The following is an 18,228-nucleotide window of genomic DNA, read 5'->3' as shown; positions in this document are numbered from 1 at the left end:
CGCTCCCGGGGCGGCGGACTGGGCAGGTGGCCTGGTTCGTTAGTGGGCGGCCGGGGCCGCCTGCTCCACGGTGGCCCCCGGCTCCGCGGCGGACTTCTTCATGAACAGGCTGAGCAGGAAGACGCCGCCGCTGCCGATGGCCGCGGCCGCGAATCCCAGCTGCAGCCCCGCCACCTGCGCGGCGGAGGCTTCCGCTCCCCCGGCGGCCGCGGTGGCCGCACCGGCCACCATCAGGGCCACCAGCAGCGCGGTGCCCGCGGCCCCGCCCAGCTGCTGCAGCGTGCTCAGCAGCGCGCTGCCGTGCGAGTGCAGGCGGTGCGGCAGCGGGTTCAGCCCGGTGGTGAACGCCGGGGTGAAGATGAACGCGAAGCTGGCGGACATCAGCACGTTCAGCGCCAGCACCCACCCGAGCGGGGTGGAGCCGTCCAGGCGCGCGTACTGGGAAAGCACCAGGACCAGCATCAGCGAGCCGGGCACCGTCAGCGGCCGGGGCCCGAACTTGTCGTAGAGCCGGCCCACGAACGGGGCCAGCACGCCCATGAGCAGGCCGCCCGGAAGCAGCAGCAGCCCCGTGGCCAGGGTGTCCAGCCCGCGCACGTTCTGCAGGTACATCGGCATCAGGATGATCGCCCCGAAGAGCGACACCATCGCCAGCACCATCAGCGCCAGGCTCAGCGTGAACGGGCGGTAGGTGAACGGGCGCAGGTCCAGCAGCGCCGCGTCGCGCTTCTGCAGGCGCAGCTGCAGCGCCACGAATCCCGCCAGGGACACGACGGACACCGCAAGGGCAATCAGTGCCGCCGGATCCGGCGATGCGCCCGCCGTCGTGCCGGAGCCGTGCCCGCCGCCGCCGAGCCTGGACAGCCCGAACACGAGCCCGCCGAATGCTGGCACCGACAGCAGCACCGAGCCGATGGACAGCCGGCCCGTCGACTCGGCGTTGTTGCCGGGCAGCCGCGGGGCGCCGACGAGCAGCGCGGCCAGGGCGATCGGCAGCACCAGCAGGAACATGAACCGCCAGGTGAGGAAGTGCAGCACCAGCCCGGACAGAGTGGGGCCGATCGCCGGGGCGACGGAAATCACGATGCTCACGTTGCCCATGACGACGCCGCGGCGGGACACCGGGACCAGGTCCAGGATGGTGGTCATCAGCAGGGGCATCATGATCGCGGTGCCGCTGGCCTGGACCACCCGTGCGGCCAGCAGGACCGTGAAGCCAGGGGCCAGCGCCGCCAGCAGCGTGCCGGCGCTGAACAGGCCCATCGCCAGCAGGAAGGCGCGGCGCGTAGAGAGACGGCGCAACAGGAAGCCGGTCGCCGGGATGACCACGGCCATCGTCAGCATGAACGCGGTAGCCAGCCACTGCACGGCTTCCGGGGAAACGGAGAACTCCACCATCAGGCGCGGCAGGGCCACGTTCATGATGGTTTCGTTGAGGATCACCACGAAGGAGGACAGCAGCAGGACCCCGATCGTGGTGACTTCCCGGGGAGAGAGGCGGTCGGTGGTCTGGGGTGAGGGCACGGGCCATCCTGTTCCGGGCCAGCCGATCGGGCTGCCCGTTAGGGTTGCGGGGGTCCTTAACATGGTAGCCGCCACCCCCGGCTTGAGATGGTAAACATAGGGTATGAACGTGCGCACTCCGGACCCCAATCCCGGCTGGCTTTCCGCCGAGGACCTCTACGAGGCCCGCCGCCGGCTGCCCATGGTCTACGTGGAGGCGTTGCCGGTGCGGCTGGATCCGCTCGGCTACGTGTCCGAGATCGGCCTGCTGTACCAGGCCAACGAATCCGGGCAGATGATGCGCACCTTCGTTTCCGGCCGGGTGCACTACCGGGAGACGATCCGGGCCGCCCTGATCCGGCACATCGAGAAGGACCTGGGCCCGATGGCCCTGCCGCAGCTGCCGCCGAGCCCGGTGCCGTTCACTGTCGCCGAATACTTCCCCTCGCCCTCGGAAACCGGGCTGACGGATGACCGGCAGCACGCCGTGTCGCTGGCCTACATCATTCCGATGCGCGGCGAGTGCAGCCCCCGCCAGGATGCCCTGGAACTGACCTGGCTGACCCCGGAAGAGGCGCTGAGCCCGGCGGTGCAGGAAGAATTCGCGGGCGGACGCGGTAACCTAGTCCGCCAGGCCCTGGCCCACATGGGCTGGTACCACTAGGGGGTTCCCCATGGCTGCGCAGTCCTTTGTCCGCGGCGTTCGCGCCGAGAAGGTGGTGGCGGGAAACCGGTTCATCACCCGCACCGGCACGCCCAGCGCCCCGGTGGTGTCCGTGCGCACCATCCACGACAGCTTCGGCACCCCCGCCATGGTGGAGGCCAGGCTCGAGGGCGGACGGGCGGTGCGCATTGCCTACGGCTCCACGATCCGCGTGCACACCAACGAGCCCGCCCCGGAGCCCACGCTGAATGACCTGCCCGCGAACGCCGCCGACGGATCCCCGGAGGCAGTGCTGGTGGCGGTCGCGCGCGAACACCCGCACGATCCCCGCGTGGTGGCCTCGGTGGCGCGGCTCAGCCGCGGCCTGAACGTGAAGTCGGGCGCCCACCTGCACGACGTCGCCGAGCTGGCGCACCTGCTGTTCGTCGAGCTGGACGACCAGGAAAGCGCCTGGTGCGTCCTGGGCCTGCTGACCGGGCTGGACTTCGACGGGAACCTGGGGCGCTGGAAGCACGTGCAGTCGGCGCTCGCGCTGGCCGCGTTCCTCGCCGACCAGGACGGCGATGCGGTGGCCTCGGCCCATTTCGGGGCCTTGCTGCGTGCGGCCGAGGCCGCGTCGGGGGATCCCGCCCGCGCCCGGCTCGAGGCCGAGGTGCTCCAGCGCCGGATGGACGAGCCCGACCTGTTCGACCGCGAGATCCGCCGCGCGGCCGCCGCCGGGAACACCGACGCCGAACACGTCTGGCGCAACCGGCGCCTGCGCACGCTGCTCTTCCTGCGCGCCCACGGCGGGTCCCGGACGCTGGACGCGGACGAGCTCGGGCGCCTGATCCGGTTCGAGCTGGACGCGCTGCGCGGCTGAGCCCGAGTCCGTGCCCCTGCGAACGGGAATAGCTAGGCGCTTTCCAGACCCAGCCCGCGGCGCACCCGCGCGGCGTAGGCGGCGCCAGCCAGCACCACGCCGATGCCGACGACGGCGCCGATCACCGTTTCCAGCATGCGGTCATAGAGCAGGCCAGCGGAGAGCCCCGCCCCCAGGGACGTTCCCACCAGGGCCAGCGGGGTCACGAACACCTGCGCCCAGAAGTAGTTGCGGGCAATCAGCATCTCCGTGGCGAACTGCATCAGCCCCATGATCAGCACCGCCGCCCAGGGGTTGGGGTCCAGCAGGATGACCGCGCCCATCACCAGCAGGCCGGCGAGGGTGCCCAGCACGCGGTGGATGCCGCGGAGCACCTGGTGGCGGGTGGTCTGGCCGACCAGGGGAACCACCGCGGCCACCATGGCCCAGTAGATGTGGCCCATGTGCAGCACCGGGGCAAGCAGCGCGGCCGCGGAGCCGGCCAGGCCGGCGGCGAGCAGGTGCTCGAAGGATTCCGCCCGGATGGCCCGGCGCACCAGCGGGGTCATCCGGGCCGGTGGCGTGCGGACCCAGGGGGTGCGGCGCCGCGGCAGCAGCCAGCCCGCCAGGCCGATCACCAGGGACAGCAGCACAACCAGCGTCACCGTTAACAGGGATTCGCCCAGCGGGGGCAGGGCGGACATGGAGGCGATCGCCGCAAAGGCGAAGATGTGGAAGAGGGACCCGCCGGGACGGATGCGCAGGTACGCCGCGGCCAGGGCGCAGGCCCCGGCCACCACCGTGGTCAGGCCCACCAGCGTCCACAGCCCGGCCTGGGTGCCGTGTTCCACCAGCAGGGCGGAGCTGAGCCAGGCCGCCAGGATCACCACCCAGAACAGCGCGCCGGCGCGCAGCTGGGCGTTGAGCCGGTCCCGGTGCCCCTTGACCCGCCCGTAGACGCCGGTGAAGGCACCGAAGACCACGAACACCGCCAGGTCCATCCGGTCGATCACGATCAGGAAGGTCAGCGGCAGGAACACGCCAAGGGCCACGCGCAGGGCAATGAAGTGGTCCTCGTTGGCCGGGGCCAGCCGGAACATGGCGCGCCACGAGAAGGGGTGCGCGGCGGCGGCGTCCCGGCCCGCATGCCCGGCCTTGCCGGCCGGAGCACTGCGCTCTGGGCCGGGGGCGGCAGGGAGGGACTCGGGGACGTTCACCCAACAACGGTACGTCCCCACCGGGGAGCTGCGCTGCGTGGCCCCGGTAGGTGTGACGAATCCATCCCGCGGTTGTGAGCGAGGCGTCGGGTGCCTGTGACGCACCGCATCCACGCTGGCAATTTGGCCACAGGAGCGGTTTGGCCACACGGGCGTTTTGGCCGCATGGGGCAAAATGGAGGGGATGCCTTCACACACCGATTCCCTCGCCAGCCCGCCCCTCGAGGTTCCGTCCCCCACCGCGCCTTCGGAGGTACCGGCGTCGTCCGTCCGGCAGCATCCGCGCCAGGACGAGTTCGGGTTCGAGGTGGGCACGCGCCTGAGCGGCCCCGACGGCACCCCGGCGCTGGGCCGCACCGGCACCATCACCACCCCGCACGGGCAGATTCGCACCCCCGCATTCATCACGGTCGGCACCAAGGCCACGGTCAAGACCGTGCTGCCCGAGTCCGTGAAGGAATTCGGCGCGCAGGCGGTGCTGGCCAACGCCTACCACCTCTACCTGCAGCCGGGCTCGGACGTGCTGGACGAGGCCGGGGGCCTGGGCGCGTTCATGAACTGGGACGGGCCCACGTTCACCGACTCGGGCGGTTTCCAGGTGATGAGCCTGGGCTCGGGGTTCAAGAAGGTCATCGACATGACTCCCGTGGAGACCTCCGGGGCGGACGATGCCGTCGCCCCGGGCAAGGAGCGGCTGGCCAACGTGGACGAGGACGGCGTCTGGTTCAAGTCCCACCTCAACGGGGACATGCACCGTTTCTCCCCCGAGATCTCCATGGGCGTGCAGCACCAGATCGGCGCGGACATCATGTTCGCGTTCGACGAGCTGACCACGCTGCACAACTCCCGCGGCTACCAGGTGGAATCGCTGGAGCGCACCCGGCGCTGGGCCCAACGCTGCATCGCCGAGCACTTCCGGCTGACCGACGAGCGCGGGGCCAAGCCCTACCAGGCGCTGTTCGGGGTCATCCAGGGCGCCCAGTACGAGGATCTGCGGCGGAAGGCCTGCACGGACCTGGGCGCCATGCCCTTCGACGGATTCGGGATCGGCGGGGCGCTGGAGAAGGAGAACCTCGGAACCATCGTGGGGTGGTGCTCCGAGACGCTGCCGGAGGACAAGCCGCGGCACCTGCTGGGCATTTCCGAGCCGGACGACATCTTCACCGCGATCGAGAACGGCGCGGACACCTTCGACTGCGTCTCCCCCACCCGGGTGGCCCGCAACTCCGCGTTCTACACGCCCAACGGGCGCTTCAACCTCTCCGGCCAGCGGTACAAGAAGGACTTCACGCCGCTGCAGGAAGGGTGCGACTGCTACACCTGCACCCACTACACCCGCGCCTACATCCACCACCTCCACAAGGCCAAGGAGATGCTCTCCCACACGCTGATCTCCATCCACAACGAACGCTTCGTGGTGCGCATGGTGGACGACGCCCGCGAGGCCATCGAGGACGGCACCTTCTTCGAGCTCAAGGAGCGGACCCTGGCGGCCTACTACGCCGGGAAGCCGGACCCCCAAGGCGCCTAGGACCAACGCGCCTAGGGCGCGTTGCAGGCCGGTTTTGGGCCAAACAAGTACGACGGCGGCCGGTGCGGCGGGATCTTCCGCAGCACCGGCCGCCGTCGCATGCGGGAAGGCCTAGACGGTCTCTTGGACCGGGGCCGGGGACGGGAGGGTTTCCGCCTCGCCGCCCGCCTGGGCCAGCGTCATTCCCCGGGTCTCCTCCGCCATGAACAGGCACAGGAGGAATCCGGCGGCCGTGACGACGGCGGCGAGGAGCATGGTCGGGCCGATGCCCCACGCGGCGAGCGCGAAGGGGAGCCCGAAGGTTCCCAGCGCGGCGCCGATGCGGCTGGCGGCGGTGGTGATGCCCACGGCGCTGGCCCGCACGTTCGTCGGGAACAGCTCGCTCGGGTAGGCCCACTCGAGGATGCTCGGCCCGCCGGAGAACAGCGCGTAGGCGCAGAAGCAGGCCACGACGACGCCGACCGGGGCCGAGGGGGCGAAGCCCAGGATGAACAGCGGAATGGCCATCAGGGCGAAGCACCAGATGATCAGCGGACGTCGGCCCCACGTTTCGATGAGCTTGAGGGCGGGGATGCAGCCGGCCAGGAACACCAGGTCGATCACCACGGAGCCGAGGTTGGAGGCGTTGCCCTCGCCGAGGCCGAACGCCGAGAGGATCGTGGGTCCGAAGGTAAAGATGGCAAAGAGCGGCCCGACCTGCAGGGTGTAGAAGCCGCTGCAGAAGATGATCCGCTTGAGGTACGGCGGTTGGAGAAGCACCCGGAGGTTGACCTTCCCGGCCTCGGCACCCTGCTGCGCCGCGGAGTCGAAAACGACGTGCTCGACGCTGAGCTGGTCGGCGAGCGCGGCGCGGAGGGCCGCCTTCGCATCCTTCACCCGGCCGTGATGCAGGAGCCAGCGCGGGGACTCGGGGGTTCCGAGGCGCAGGAGCATGACGATCGTGCCGAGGAAGGCGGAAGAGACGAGCATCCAGCGCCAGGATTCGCCGCCGAAGAGCTCGAACATGAAGTATCCGACGAGGGACGCGAGGGCCGCGCCGATGAACCATCCCACCTGCAGGACGCCGAGCATCTGGCCGCGGCGCTTGCGGGGCAGCCATTCGGCCAGGAGCGAGTTCGCGATCGGGTAGTCCGCGCCGATGGCAAGGCCCATGATGAATCGCGCCACGATGAGCTGGAACGAGTCCTGGACGAAGAACTGCAGGACGGAGCCGAGCACGAGGACCCAGAGGTCGATGGTGTACATGAGCTGCCGGCCGATGCGGTCGGTGAGCGGGCCCAGGAAGACGGCACCCAGGAAGATCCCGACCAGCGCGGAGGCACCAATCAGGCTCGTCTCCAGCGGGGTGGTCTGGAAGTCGGCCGAGATGCCGATGAGGGCGATCGCGATGATGCTGAGGATGTAGCCGTCGAGGATCGGACCGCCCACGCAGGCGGCGACAAGCTTCTTGTGGAACCGCGTGAAACGCGCTTCGTCAATGGCGGCATGGATGTCCATCGAACTCCTTTGTACCAAGGGTGCGTCGCGGCCGCGTGAGTTGCCGACAGCCTGGCGACAGTTGATATATCAGACACTAAAGTGCAGTGAATCACATGTCAACGGGGGACATCTTGTTACGGGCGCAGGTTGTTAAGTGCGCGGTTTGTTAAGGGCGTGGCGGCGTGGCGCCGGAGACGATGCCCGTCACGTAGTTGTTGAAGTTGCGGACGTGCTCGCCCATCAGGAGCCGGGCGCGCTCGGCGTCCTTGGCCAGGATGCTGTCGATGATGGCCCCGAGTTCCAGGACATGTTCGGTCACCAGCGGACGGCGCTCGAGGACCAGGGTCCAGATGCGGGTGGACAGGTGCGCGTACCTCAGAAGCGTGTCCTCGAGGTGCCGGCTTCCGGCCAGCCCGTAGATGAGGCGGTGCACCGCGAGGTCGAACCGCATGAGCTCGTTCTGGTCCACGGACCGGGAATCCAGCGACTCCAGCAGGACGAGGTACCGGCGAAGTTCCTCATCCTGCCCCGGGCGGAGATTCTCCGCGGCCATGCCCGCGGCAACGGGTTCGAGGATCTGGCGGATCTGCGAGACCTCCGAGAGGTCGGTGAGATCGACGGGTGCCGCGAAGGAGCCTTTCCGGGGCCGGGTCACCACGAGGTACTCGCCCTCAAGCCGCCGCAGGGCCTCGCGGATGGGCGTCCGTCCCATTTGCATTTCCTTGGACAGCTGGGACTCGTTGACGGGCTCGTTGGGGCGGATCTCGAGGGTGATGATGCGGTCGGCAATGACCTTGTATGCGACGTCGGCCAGCGATTCGATGATTCCCCCTCCAGGCATGCTCAACTCGTCAGCCTACCCGCCCGGGGCGGGCCCCGGGCGGGGTCACAGCCAAAACCCCTTGCCAACCCCCGGACCGGCGGCGGTAGGATCCGGCTAATCGCGTCGTTCGGCGCGATGCGGCCCGGGGCTTTGAGCGGCCGCACAGGGGGAACATCGGGGGATCCACAGTGCGCTCCGCCTTCATCCGTCCGTCCGCGGCCGCCTTGGCCTGCGCCGCGCTGCTTCTGGGATCGGCCTCCTGCGCGGCTCCGGCTCCCCTGGCCGCAGCTCCCGCCCATGCCTCCGCCGCTCCGGCGGCCTTTCCCCTCCCGGCCGCCGTACCCACGGCCGCCGAACTGGGGCTGAAGTTCGGCACGATCGCCAACCCGCTCGTGAAGGCCGGCGGCACGCGCACCATCAGGCCGGCCAAGGTCACCGTCGACGCCAGCGCGGGCGAACTCCTCTCCCGCCTGGTGACGGTCAAGGGCCTCCCGGACGCCACCAACAAGGCTTCCGTGAAGGTCACGGCGGGAACCTACACCGTCACCACCACGGCCAAGGTGCGCAGCCGCCTGGACGGGAAGACCTATTCCTACACCTCGGCGCAGAAGCTCACGGTCCGTCCGGCCGTCGGGGTCAAGGCGCCCACGGTGTCCCGGCGCACGGTCACCCCCACGGTCTCCGCCGCCACCGGGGCCAAGCTGACCTCCAAGAAGATCACCGTGACCCGGAACGGCAAGACGATCAAACGGAACGTCTCCTCCGCCAAGCTGCCCAAGGGCACCTACATGGTCAAAACCACGGCCAAGTACTCGTTCACCAGCAAATCCACGTCGCTGGCCGCGGCCGCCGGCACCGCAGTCACCACCGATTGCGTGGTCACCCGCCTGGGCACCCTGCGGTACGGCAGCATCGGCAGCTACGTCGAGGGCAAGTACCAGGACATCTCGTGGACGTGCACCGGCGGGTTCGACGGCAAGCTGGCCGGGAACGGCTACTACTTCCCGGACACCAGCGGCGCGTCCGGATCCTCCGAGGGCCGCGAATTCGTCTTTTACCTGGCCGGCGGACCCGCGTCCTTCAGCCTCTCCCGCGCCACGGTCGGCACCGCCTTCAAGCACACCATGACGGCCCCCGAGGACCTCTACCTGACCACGGCCACGAAGGTCTCCGGGACCACCAGCAAGACGCACACGGTCAAGGTGGGCTGACCGGCCCGCCGCCCGGATGTGGTAGACCCGAACCATGCCCTCCTTCACCGACCTGCTGGCCGCCGCAGGCCTCGACGCCGACACCTCGCCGCGCCGGCTGGCCGAGTACTCCTACGACGCCTCCAATTACCGCGTCCCGCCGGCCGCCGTCGTTTTTCCGCGCAGCGCCGGCGACGTCCTGGGGGTCCTGGACGCCTGCCGCGCCACCGGCACCCCGCTGACCGCCCGCGGCGGCGGCACCGGGATGGCCGGCAGCGCGATCGGTTCCGGCGTCGTCCTGGACTTCTCCCGGCACCTGAACGCGCTGGGTGCAGTGGACGAGGACGGCGGCACCGTGCAGGCCGGCGCAGGCGCCGTGCTCTCCCGGCTTACGGACCACGTCGAGCGGGCCACCGGGGGCCGGCTCACCTTCGCCCCGGACCCGTCCTCGCGCACCCGCGCCACCGTGGGCGGGGCGCTGGGCAACGACGCGTGCGGCAACCACTCGGTCCGCCACGGGCGCACCTCGGACCACGTCGCCGAGCTGGATCTGGTCACGGCGGACGGGTTCCGGCTGACCGCCGGGCGCGGCTTCCTGCGCGCCACCGATCCGGACGACGCCGCAGCCGCGGCCCGCGCGGCCCGGCTCGCCGAGGAACTGGAGACGCTGGCCCGGGAGAACCTCGCCCCGCTGCGCACCGAACTCGAACGCATCCCGCGGCAGGTCTCCGGTTACCACCTGGCGGCCCTGCTGCCCGAGCACGGGTTCGACGTGGCCCGCGCGCTGGTCGGCTCCGAGGGCACCTGCGCCGTGGTGGTCGGGGCGCGGATGCGCCTGGTGGAGAAGCCGGCCAGCGCGCTGCTGGTGTGCCTGGGCTACGCGGACGTGGTGGATGCGGCCCGCGACGTCCCCGAGATCCTCACCTTCAACCCGGCCGCGGTGGAAGGGATCGACGACGCGATCGTGCAGACCATGCGCTTCCGCCGCGGGGCGGACTCCGTGACCGGACTCCCCAACGGCAAGGCCTGGCTGTACGTGGACCTGGACGGGGAGGACCCGGACCAGGTGCGGGCACAGGCCGACGCCCTGCTGGGCAGGCTCCGCGCGGCCGGGCGCCTCATGGACGGACGCGCGGTGCCGGACCCGGCCGAGCGCGCCTCGCTGTGGCGGGTGCGCGAGGACGGCGCGGGGCTCTCCTCCCGCCTGCACACCGGCGGGGAATCCTGGCCGGGCTGGGAGGATTCTGCCGTCGCCCCCGACCGGCTGGCCGACTACCTGGCCGACTTCCGCCTCCTGCTGGAACGGCACGGACTGCAGGGGGTCATGTACGGGCACTTCGGCGCCGGCTGCATGCACATCCGCATCACCTACGACCTGCGCAGCGAGGCCGGCCGCGCGGTGTTCCGGGCCTTCAGCCGCGACGCCGCGGAGCTGGTGGTGGCGCACGGCGGCTCGCTCTCCGGCGAGCACGGCGACGGTCGGGCCCGCTCCGAGTTCCTGCCGGTGATGTACTCGCCCCGGATGCTGGAACTGTTCTCCCGGTTCCGCCGGATCTGGGACCCCACCGGACTGCTGAACCCGGGCGCCCCGACGGACCCGCCGCCCATCGACGCGGACCTGGCCCTGGCGGGCGTCCCGGACCGGCAGTGGCGCACGCACTTCGAGCTGCACCCGCGCGGGGCGGGCCAGCGGGTTCCCACGGGCCACGACCCGGGCAGCGCCCCGGCCGGACTCGACGACTGGACGCACGCGGTGCAGGGCTGCATCGGCGTGGGCCGCTGCCGCACCGACGCGGGCGGGTTCATGTGCCCGAGCTACCGCGCCACCCGGGACGAGAAGGACTCCACACGGGGCCGGGCCCGGGTCCTGCAGGAGATGGTCCGCGGCGCCCGCACCGTGGAGGAGGGCTGGCGCTCGCCGGAGGTCCTGGAGTCGCTGGACCTGTGTCTGAGCTGCAAGGCCTGCTCCACCGACTGCCCGGTCGGCGTGGACATGGCCACCTACAAGGCCGAGTTCCTCTCCCACCACTACCGCGGCCGGCTGCGCCCGGCCTCGCACTACTCGCTGGGCTGGCTGCCCCGCTGGCTCAGGCTCGCCGGGCCGATCGCCCCGCTGGTCAACGCGGCGCTGGCGACCCCGCTGCGCAAGCTGGCCCCCCTGGCCGGGGTCACGGCGGCCCGCCCGCTGCCGGACTTCGCGCCCGCTTCGGCCTGGCGCAAGGCCGTGCACGACGCCGGGGCGCAGCCCGCGCGGTCCGGGCCCCCGGGTGCCGGCCCCACGGCCACGCCGGGAGTGGGTTCGCCGGAAGCGGGCGCGCCGGCCTTGGCCACGGACGTGGAAGGTTCGGCCGCGGACACGGCAGGTGCGGAGGAGACCGGCGTCGTGCTGTTCGTGGACACGTTCACGCGCGGTTTCCGGCCGGAGGTGGCCGGTGCCGCGGCGCGGGTGCTCGCGGCCGGCGGCCGGGTGGAATGCGCCGCCGACGCCTGCTGCGGGCTGACGTGGATCACCACGGGGCAGCTGGGTACGGCGAAGAAGAAGCTGGCCGGCGCCGCTGCGGCCCTCGACGACGGCACGCAGCGGCCGATCGTGGTGGTGGAGCCCTCCTGCGCCGCTGCGCTGCGCAAGGACCTGCCGGAGCTGGTGCCCACCGACCAGGCCCGGCGGGTGGCCGCCCGGGTGCGCAGCTTCGCCGCCCACGCCGGGGAAATGGCGGCGGCGGGCCGGCTGCCCGAACCCGCCGCGGCGCTGCCCGGGCAGGTGGTGCTGCAGACGCACTGCCACGAGTACGCCACGTTCGGCGCGGGCGTGCAGCGAAAGGTGCTTGAGGCCGCCGGGGTCGCGGTGCGCGAGGCCAGCGGTTGCTGCGGCGTCGCCGGGAACTTCGGCTTCGAGGCCGAGCACTTCGGACTGAGCATGCAGGTCGCCGAACAGTCCTTCGCTCCGGCGCTGCGGGAAACCGGCGCGGAGGCTCCGGTGCTCACCGACGGGTTCTCCTGCTCGCGGCAGGCCGCCCAGCTGGATCCCGGCCGGCCGGGCCGGCACTTGGCCCAGCTTTTGGATCCGGGTCCGTGAGGAAACCCCCGGGCCCCACGGCCGGCGTTCACACTCGATCCGCGGGCGGTTGGGAAATTGCCAACACTGGTTAGAATTTTGGGATGAACACTGGAATCGGGACTCGCGTCAAAATGGCCATCGAGACTCTCGGGACCGTCACGCAATCCGAAGTGGCCCGCCGCGTGGGCATGAGCCGGGACGCATTCAACCGTTCCGTCAACGGCCAGCGAACCTTCGCCCCGGTGGAGCTCGGACGGATCTCGCGCACCTTGGGCGTATCGCTGCACTGGCTCGTTACGGGTGACCCGCATCCCGCGTTGGCGTCCGGGGACTCCATCCCCGATGCAGTGGTGGCCACCGTGGCGTATCCGGCGGCCGCCTACCGGCAGGTGCGCCTCGTTCCGCCGTGGACCCTCAACACGAGCGCGTCGATGCGCAGCACCCCGGCCCAGGCCGCCGCCAGCGCGCGCGAACTGGTGGTCGCGGCGGCAGGCGAACGCTTCATCGAGGACCTGCCGGCGGCCCTGGCCACCGCGTTCGGGCTGGACATCTTCATCCTTCAGGGCGGCTCCGACTTCGACGCCCGCGCCGTGCATCTGGACCATTCGGCCTACGTGGTGGTCCGCGGCACCGGAATGTGGTTTGCCGCTAACCACGCCCTGGCCCGCGAACTCGGCCATCTCCTGCACGGAGAGTTTCCCCCGATCGACGCGCGAACCTCCGCCACCCGCGGATGGGCCGACGACTTCGCCGACCATTTCCTGGTCCCCGACGAACTCCTTGGACCCGCCATCGGCGAGGCGGACGAGGCCTCGCTCGGCGCCCTCCTGTGGGACACCGGCGTCTCCGCGGAAGTCCTCCGCGGGCGGATCGCCGCCGCGGCTCCCGCTTCCCGCGCCGAGGCCACGCTCGGCCGGCACGCCACGCTGGCCCTGGTGGCGAACCACATCGAGGGGTTCACCCAGCAGCCCCGAGCCAACGTCTACCGGGGAATCCGGGTCCCGCAGCAACTGCTGGAAGCACAGATGCAGGCGGTGGGCCGTGGGGAGGCGGACGGGCAGGTCCTGGCGTGGATGCTGGATGTTCCGCTGGAAGAGCTCTCCCCCACCCAGTCCTGGGGGCGGGCCTAGGGGCGGGACGGGGCGCAGGCCGGCCAGCGGGACGGCAGCCAGTCTCCCTCCGGCCGTCCCGACCGGAGGGAAACCAACTCCCACACACGAAGGAAGGGTGGTTCCGGCATGTGCCGGAACCACCCTTTTGCGGTTCGCCTTCATCGGCCTGCGCGATCGCCCCCGTTCACTGAAGCGCCCGCGCGGGCCGGGGTTTGGGATACCCACCCCCGTTCGCTGAGGTGGGTGGCCCAAACCGGGTTAGGCCCGCCGACGGGTCACGAGGCCCCAGACCAGCAGAACGGCAACGGCGCCGACAAGAGCGACGAGCCAGGTCTGCAGGGACCAGAATTCCTCAAGACCGATGCCAAAGATGCCACCGCCGATCAAGCCGCCCACGACGGCGCCGACGACGCCCAGCAGGAGGGTTGCGAGCCAGCCGCCGCCCTGTTCACCAGGCACGATGGCCTTGGCGATGGCGCCGACGATCAGGCCAAGAACGATCCAACCAATGATTCCCATGGTGATTACCTCTTTTCTGTGGGCCGCGGAGTCCCGGGCGTCCTGCGTCCCTTGCGGAGCACCGCGGCTCATACATAGCGAGTGGAGTTGATGTGATGGGCGCAAATTCAGTCGCGCGTAATCCTGGTCAGACGGAGGACGTCGCCGGTTCGGCCGGCGTCGCTCCCCCTTCATCCGTCCAGTCGCGCCCCAGGTCGGCGGAGAGCGCCGGGTCCGACTCGACGTCGGGCTCATGGGCAACGGCGGTGCCCGCCTTGTCCCCGTTGCGGAGGTGGAGCTTGTCCTTGAGGGAAGCGGCCGCCGCGACGGCTGCCTCCGAGGCCTCCGGAGCCTTTTCCTTGACGGTCTTGCCGAGGTCACCCAGGGTCTGCCGGGTGCGGGGATCCTTCACGAAGGTGCGTGCGGCGTCGACGATCCGGTCGTAGCTTTCGCGGCCTGCACGGGCTCCCAGCAGGTATCCGGCCAGCCCTCCGGCCACAAGAGTGAGAATACGAATGGTGATCCCCTTCGAGTTACGGTGGCCTCCCCTGGAGGGGTGCGCCATCTTGGCGGTCAGGTGAGATGATCGGGTCCAGCTCACTTGGTGTTGGGAATTTCCCAACGCCTCGGGCTCTACTATTACCGATTTGACCACAGTCGTCAACAACCGTTGCGGGATTTCCCGTACGGAGGGCCGCGAAAGGGCTCTGGAAATCACGGTGCGGGGCCGGGTCCGGCGGACGGGAACGCGACGCGTGCGGCGGGCGCCGGGGCCCGGGTTTTCGGGGCTTGCCCCTGCCGTCGCGTGAGGCCCTAGCGTGGGGGCCATGAACGAAAATAACGGGCACCAATGGAGCATCGGGGAACTGGTCACGGCCAGCGGAGTAACGGTGCGGACGCTTCACCACTATGACGAAATCGGCCTGCTCCCGCCCGGCGGAAGGACCGGGTCGGGCCACCGCCGCTACACGGCTGAGGACCTGCGGCGGCTCTACCGGATCCGGGCCCTGAGCAGGTCATGGCCACGCTGGAGGGGATGGCCCTGTACGAAAAGCACTTCACCCCGGAGCAGCGCCGCGAGCTGGAGAACCGCCGGGCCGACCTCGGTCCGGAGCGGATCGAGGACCTCAAGGCCACGTGGATCGGGCTGGTCGAGGAGGGCCTGGCCCTCGTGGCCGCCGGCAGCCCTGCCGACGGCCCGGAGGCCAGGGACGCCGACTAAAGAGGGCCCTCTCCGACGAACCGGTTCCGGCCGGCACGGTAGCCAAAGCATGCCGCCAGCAGGCCGACTGCCAGGAACAGGATGCCGGCGGCGGTGAAGGAGCCCGTGGCCTGGTGCAGCTGGCCCACCAGCAACGTCCCCGTGGAGCCGACGCCGTAGCCCACGCCCTGCATCATGCCAGACAGCTGCGCGGCGGTGTGCCCGTCCCGGGTCCGGAGCATGATCAGGGTGAGAGCCACGGCGGTGAGGCTTCCTTGGCCCAGTCCCAGCAGGCCAGCCCAGACCCACACGAGGTCCAGGGGGCCGAAGATGCTCAGGGCGAAGCCGCCGCCGGTCATCAGCGCAACCACCGTGTTGATGCCCCGCTGGTCGCGGAGCCTGGCGGCAAGCGCCGGCGCCAACAGCGACCCGAGCATCTGCAGCACAATGCTGACGGACACGATCAGCCCCGCCGTCGCTCCGTCCACGCCGCGCTCCCGCAGGATGGGCGCCAGCCAGGCAAAGACGCTGAAGGACATCATGGCCTGCAGCACCATGAAGACGGTGACCTGCCAGGCCACCGGGGAGCGCCAGACGCTCACGCCCTCCTTCACCGCCTGGCGCCGCACCCGGGGCTGGCGGAGCGCCGCCGGAAGGAACAGCAGCAGGACGACGGCGGCAGGCACCGCCCAGAACCACAGCGCCCGGGTCCATTCGCCCGTGGCCGCGTAGACCGGGTAGGTAAAGCCCGCCCCGAGTGCCGCGGAAGCGCAGATGGCAGTCGTGTAGAGCCCACCCATCAGGCCCATCCGGTGCGGGAAATCGCGCTTCACCAATCCGGGAAGGAGCACGTTGCACAGCGCGATGGCAGCGCCGCAGGCAGCCGTCCCGGCCAGGAGGGCAGGCAGATGGCCCGCTCCCTGCCCGGCGCCGGGTCCCGGCAGCCCCAGTTCCGCCGGGCGCAGCAGGAGCCCCGCCGTCAGCACGGCCATGGCCGCCAGCAGGACCCGTTCGGCTCCAAAACGCCGGGCCAGGGCCGGGGCAAGCGGCGCGAACACGCCCAGTAGCGTCACCGGAACGGTGGTCAGCACCACCACGGACCACCCGGGCAGCGCCGCCTGCGCGGTGACCTCCGGAAGTACCGCCGAGAAGCTGGAGAAGACCGTGCGGAGGTTCAGTCCGATCAGGACCAGGCACGTCCCCAGATACAGAAGCTGCCAACGGCTGCCCACGCGGATGGGTTCCGGCGCGGGCGGCTCCTCGATCTCGGCGTCCACCAGTGTGCCGGGTCCGCCCTCGGCCGCAGCGGGGCCGGGCCGGGGCTTCCTCGCCCCGGCATCCATTGCTTCCTTCACCCGCGCCCTCGCATCGTCCTTGGTCTGCTTGCCGTCAGCCAGATCGGGTCAGACGGTAGAGGGCCTCACATTACCCCGCGAGGGTTACCCATTCAATGGCATTTCATTCCCACTGGATGGACAGAAGTGGGGAGCCCGTGCCACGGACCTTCGGCGACGGCCTCGGCCCGGAACCCTAGTTGACCCGGTCCCCGTAGGGGGAGGACCTGCGGCCGGTGACCAGCCTGTAGCCCAGCCAGACGAACAGCGCCACCAGGGCCACCAGAAACAGCAGCACCAGGAAGGGCACAAGGAGGGCTGCCCCGACCAGGCCCAGCGCCACCCCGTCCTCGGCGGTGCTCGCCACCGGGGCGGCCGCGCCCGCGGTCATCGTGTTGAGCACGGGCCGGGCCGTCATTTTGGCTAGGTGAACCACCAGCGCGACCGCAACGCCGATCAGCACCGGAATCCACTGGTCCCCCGCGAAGAAGGTCTGCGGATCCGAAACCCTGACGGTTTCGGCACCCAGGCCCGAGGCGAAGACGATTCCGCCGGAGGCCGGACGGATCAGCGTCTGCACCCCGTCGTTGATGCTGTCCACCACCGGCACCTTGTCGGCGATGATCTCCAGCACCAGGAGGCCCGTCAGGATGACCAGCATCCACCCGTTGGACAGCCACTCCCACCCCGGCGGCAGGTCGACCAGTCCCGTGAAACGGTCAAGGAGGCCAAGCGCCAGCATGGGAATGTATGCGTTGAGCCCGGCGGCCGAGCTGAGCCCCATCGCGGTGAGAAACTCCATGACCCCAGATTAGATGGAGCCGTTCCGATTGGACCCCTGCCGATTGGACCCGGCCGGTCCCCGCGCCGTCGGGACGGGGCTAGCTGCCCGCGACCGCCTGCGCGGCGCCGTAGCTGGGTTCGCGGCGCTTGAACCAGCGGATCACCGCGGTGGTGACCGGGACGAAGACAAACTCGACGGCGGTCTTGTACAGGAAGCCGACCACCACGTAGTTCACGAAGGTCGGCATGTCCGCGATGCCGATGACCGGGGCCGCGATGGCGCAGAAGATCAGCGTGTCCGCGAACTCCCCGACGCCGGTGGAGCCCATGAGCCGGGCGACCAGGCCCTTCTCGCCGAAGCGTTCCTTCATCTTGACCAGCACCAGGGAGTTCAGCGTCTGGCCCACCAGGAAACCGGCCAGCGAGGCGGCGACGATCTGCCAGACCGGGCCGAGGGTGCGCTCCAGCGCGGCCTGGCCGTCGTACCACTCCGCTGCGGGCAGCGCGATGACGATCCAGAAGCACAGGGACGCGAAGGCCGCCAAAATGAAGGTGGTGAGGATCGCCCGGCGGGCGGCGCGGAAACCGTAGACCTCGCTGACCACGTCGCCGAGGATGTAGGCCAGCGGGAAAAGGAAGAAGCCGCCGTCGGTCACGATCGGCCCGAAGGTCACGCCCTTGGAGGCGCCGATGTTGGACAGGATCACGACGACGGCCATCAGGGCCAGCACGGTCGAGAAGTAGGGGCTGCCCGCCGCGGCAAAGGCCGCGTGCTTGAGCGAAGGAACGTCTGGTTTGGCGGAGGTTTCGGCCATGGAGGATTACCCAATCTGAAAGTGGTTCGCTGGGCGGCCCGACCTGGGGGAACGGCCCCTTGGAGGTCGGGGGCGGGGTGTCAAACCCCCGCCATCGGCGCCCGCTGTATTAGCACTTGACCCTCGATTGTCCCATGGAGGGGGCTCGGGCCCGCCAGGTCCATGGCGCCCGCCACATC

Annotated in this window: 16 protein-coding genes and 1 pseudogene; 8 read left to right on the top strand and 9 right to left on the bottom strand. The window is 70.4% G+C overall.

The window, feature by feature from the left end; all coding sequences use genetic code 11:
- Positions 1-39 precede the first annotated feature (39 nt).
- Positions 40-1,524 carry a DHA2 family efflux MFS transporter permease subunit gene (locus tag ABD912_RS07935; RefSeq protein WP_345149842.1) on the bottom strand — a complete coding sequence of 495 codons (1,485 nt, stop codon included), beginning with the start codon at positions 1,522-1,524 and terminating at the stop codon, positions 40-42.
- A 103-nt stretch (positions 1,525-1,627) separates the two neighbouring features.
- Here ABD912_RS07935 and ABD912_RS07930 point away from each other — a divergent pair, with 103 nt between their 5' ends.
- Positions 1,628-2,167, top strand: a complete 540-nt coding sequence (locus ABD912_RS07930) for an NUDIX hydrolase family protein (protein WP_345149841.1) — start codon at positions 1,628-1,630, stop codon at positions 2,165-2,167.
- Between the two features lie 10 nt (positions 2,168-2,177).
- On the top strand, positions 2,178-3,029 hold the full coding sequence (locus ABD912_RS07925) for a DUF6707 family protein (RefSeq protein WP_345149840.1): 852 nt from the start codon (positions 2,178-2,180) through the stop codon (positions 3,027-3,029).
- A gap of 32 nt (positions 3,030-3,061) precedes the next feature.
- Here the strand turns inward: ABD912_RS07925 and ABD912_RS07920 are convergent, their stop codons facing one another.
- The gene (locus ABD912_RS07920; RefSeq protein WP_345149838.1) at positions 3,062-4,225 is read right to left on the bottom strand and encodes an FUSC family protein; all 1,164 of its coding nucleotides are present in this window, start codon (positions 4,223-4,225) and stop codon (positions 3,062-3,064) included.
- Between the two features lie 184 nt (positions 4,226-4,409).
- Between ABD912_RS07920 and tgt the strand changes: the two genes are divergently transcribed.
- A complete protein-coding gene (gene tgt / locus ABD912_RS07915) occupies positions 4,410-5,756 on the top strand; it encodes a tRNA guanosine(34) transglycosylase Tgt (RefSeq protein ID WP_345149836.1) in 1,347 nt (448 codons plus the stop codon).
- A gap of 111 nt (positions 5,757-5,867) precedes the next feature.
- Here tgt and ABD912_RS07910 read toward each other — a convergent pair whose 3' ends face one another.
- Together ABD912_RS07910 and ABD912_RS07905 are read right to left on the bottom strand one after the other, a co-directional pair.
- Positions 5,868-7,253: an MFS transporter gene (locus ABD912_RS07910; protein WP_345149835.1), complete on the bottom strand. Its 1,386-nt coding sequence runs from the start codon at positions 7,251-7,253 to the stop codon at positions 5,868-5,870.
- Positions 7,254-7,401: 148 nt separating this feature from the next.
- A complete protein-coding gene (locus ABD912_RS07905) occupies positions 7,402-8,076 on the bottom strand; it encodes a GntR family transcriptional regulator (protein ID WP_345149986.1) in 675 nt (224 codons plus the stop codon).
- Between the two features lie 170 nt (positions 8,077-8,246).
- Here ABD912_RS07905 and ABD912_RS07900 point away from each other — a divergent pair, with 170 nt between their 5' ends.
- The 3 genes from ABD912_RS07900 (at position 8,247) to ABD912_RS07890 (ending at position 13,436) form a co-directional block, all read left to right on the top strand.
- The gene (locus ABD912_RS07900) at positions 8,247-9,269 is read left to right on the top strand and encodes a hypothetical protein (protein WP_345149834.1); all 1,023 of its coding nucleotides are present in this window, start codon (positions 8,247-8,249) and stop codon (positions 9,267-9,269) included.
- Positions 9,270-9,303: 34 nt separating this feature from the next.
- Positions 9,304-12,324 (top strand): FAD-binding and (Fe-S)-binding domain-containing protein, encoded by a 3,021-nt coding sequence (locus tag ABD912_RS07895; protein ID WP_345149833.1) that lies wholly within the window; start codon positions 9,304-9,306, stop codon positions 12,322-12,324.
- 83 nt (positions 12,325-12,407) lie between these two features.
- The gene (locus ABD912_RS07890) at positions 12,408-13,436 is read left to right on the top strand and encodes a helix-turn-helix domain-containing protein (protein WP_345149831.1); all 1,029 of its coding nucleotides are present in this window, start codon (positions 12,408-12,410) and stop codon (positions 13,434-13,436) included.
- A gap of 240 nt (positions 13,437-13,676) precedes the next feature.
- Here ABD912_RS07890 and ABD912_RS07885 read toward each other — a convergent pair whose 3' ends face one another.
- Both ABD912_RS07885 and ABD912_RS07880 read right to left on the bottom strand, forming a co-directional pair.
- Entirely contained in the window at positions 13,677-13,937 is a 261-nt protein-coding gene (locus tag ABD912_RS07885; RefSeq protein WP_345149829.1) for a GlsB/YeaQ/YmgE family stress response membrane protein, read from the bottom strand.
- Positions 13,938-14,064: 127 nt separating this feature from the next.
- Complete coding sequence (locus ABD912_RS07880) at positions 14,065-14,415, bottom strand: hypothetical protein (RefSeq protein ID WP_345149828.1); 351 nt, start codon at positions 14,413-14,415, stop codon at positions 14,065-14,067.
- A 328-nt stretch (positions 14,416-14,743) separates the two neighbouring features.
- On the opposite strand from ABD912_RS07880, the pseudogene ABD912_RS07875 reads away from it, so the two are divergent.
- Both ABD912_RS07875 and ABD912_RS07870 read left to right on the top strand, forming a co-directional pair.
- Positions 14,744-14,914: pseudogene (locus tag ABD912_RS07875) on the top strand (MerR family DNA-binding transcriptional regulator); the annotation flags it as partial.
- A 38-nt stretch (positions 14,915-14,952) separates the two neighbouring features.
- Positions 14,953-15,138, top strand: a complete 186-nt coding sequence (locus ABD912_RS07870; RefSeq protein ID WP_345149993.1) for a hypothetical protein — start codon at positions 14,953-14,955, stop codon at positions 15,136-15,138.
- Here ABD912_RS07870 and ABD912_RS07865 read toward each other — a convergent pair.
- From ABD912_RS07865 to ABD912_RS07855, 3 genes are all read right to left on the bottom strand, one after another.
- On the bottom strand, positions 15,135-16,460 hold the full coding sequence (locus ABD912_RS07865) for an MFS transporter (RefSeq protein WP_425548034.1): 1,326 nt from the start codon (positions 16,458-16,460) through the stop codon (positions 15,135-15,137). The two genes, ABD912_RS07870 and ABD912_RS07865, sit on opposite strands and share 4 nt — an antisense overlap.
- Positions 16,461-16,647: 187 nt before the next feature.
- Positions 16,648-17,253: a DUF4126 domain-containing protein gene (locus tag ABD912_RS07860; RefSeq protein ID WP_345149825.1), complete on the bottom strand. Its 606-nt coding sequence runs from the start codon at positions 17,251-17,253 to the stop codon at positions 16,648-16,650.
- Between the two features lie 79 nt (positions 17,254-17,332).
- Positions 17,333-18,049 carry a queuosine precursor transporter gene (locus tag ABD912_RS07855; protein WP_345149824.1) on the bottom strand — a complete coding sequence of 239 codons (717 nt, stop codon included), beginning with the start codon at positions 18,047-18,049 and terminating at the stop codon, positions 17,333-17,335.
- Between the last annotated feature and the right edge of the window lie 179 nt (positions 18,050-18,228).

It is taken from the genome of Arthrobacter ginkgonis, assembly GCF_039540195.1.
Lineage (GTDB): Bacteria > Actinomycetota > Actinomycetes > Actinomycetales > Micrococcaceae > Zafaria > Zafaria ginkgonis.
This window is presented reverse-complemented; position numbering and strand designations above follow the sequence as displayed.

What these genes read in the sequence shown, in the direction of transcription:
- ABD912_RS07865 (WP_425548034.1), bottom strand. Translation starts at nt 16,460, where the DNA reads ATGGATGCCGGGGCGAGGAAGCCCCGGCCCGGCCCCGCTGCGGCCGAG.
- ABD912_RS07885 (WP_345149829.1), bottom strand. Translation starts at nt 13,937, where the DNA reads ATGGGAATCATTGGTTGGATCGTTCTTGGCCTGATCGTCGGCGCCATC.
- ABD912_RS07890 (WP_345149831.1), top strand. Translation starts at nt 12,408, where the DNA reads ATGAACACTGGAATCGGGACTCGCGTCAAAATGGCCATCGAGACTCTC.
- tgt (WP_345149836.1), top strand. Translation starts at nt 4,410, where the DNA reads ATGCCTTCACACACCGATTCCCTCGCCAGCCCGCCCCTCGAGGTTCCG.
- ABD912_RS07905 (WP_345149986.1), bottom strand. Translation starts at nt 8,076, where the DNA reads ATGCCTGGAGGGGGAATCATCGAATCGCTGGCCGACGTCGCATACAAG.
- ABD912_RS07925 (WP_345149840.1), top strand. Translation starts at nt 2,178, where the DNA reads ATGGCTGCGCAGTCCTTTGTCCGCGGCGTTCGCGCCGAGAAGGTGGTG.
- ABD912_RS07855 (WP_345149824.1), bottom strand. Translation starts at nt 18,049, where the DNA reads ATGGCCGAAACCTCCGCCAAACCAGACGTTCCTTCGCTCAAGCACGCG.
- ABD912_RS07860 (WP_345149825.1), bottom strand. Translation starts at nt 17,253, where the DNA reads ATGGAGTTTCTCACCGCGATGGGGCTCAGCTCGGCCGCCGGGCTCAAC.
- ABD912_RS07895 (WP_345149833.1), top strand. Translation starts at nt 9,304, where the DNA reads ATGCCCTCCTTCACCGACCTGCTGGCCGCCGCAGGCCTCGACGCCGAC.
- ABD912_RS07930 (WP_345149841.1), top strand. Translation starts at nt 1,628, where the DNA reads ATGAACGTGCGCACTCCGGACCCCAATCCCGGCTGGCTTTCCGCCGAG.
- ABD912_RS07870 (WP_345149993.1), top strand. Translation starts at nt 14,953, where the DNA reads ATGGCCCTGTACGAAAAGCACTTCACCCCGGAGCAGCGCCGCGAGCTG.
- ABD912_RS07910 (WP_345149835.1), bottom strand. Translation starts at nt 7,253, where the DNA reads ATGGACATCCATGCCGCCATTGACGAAGCGCGTTTCACGCGGTTCCAC.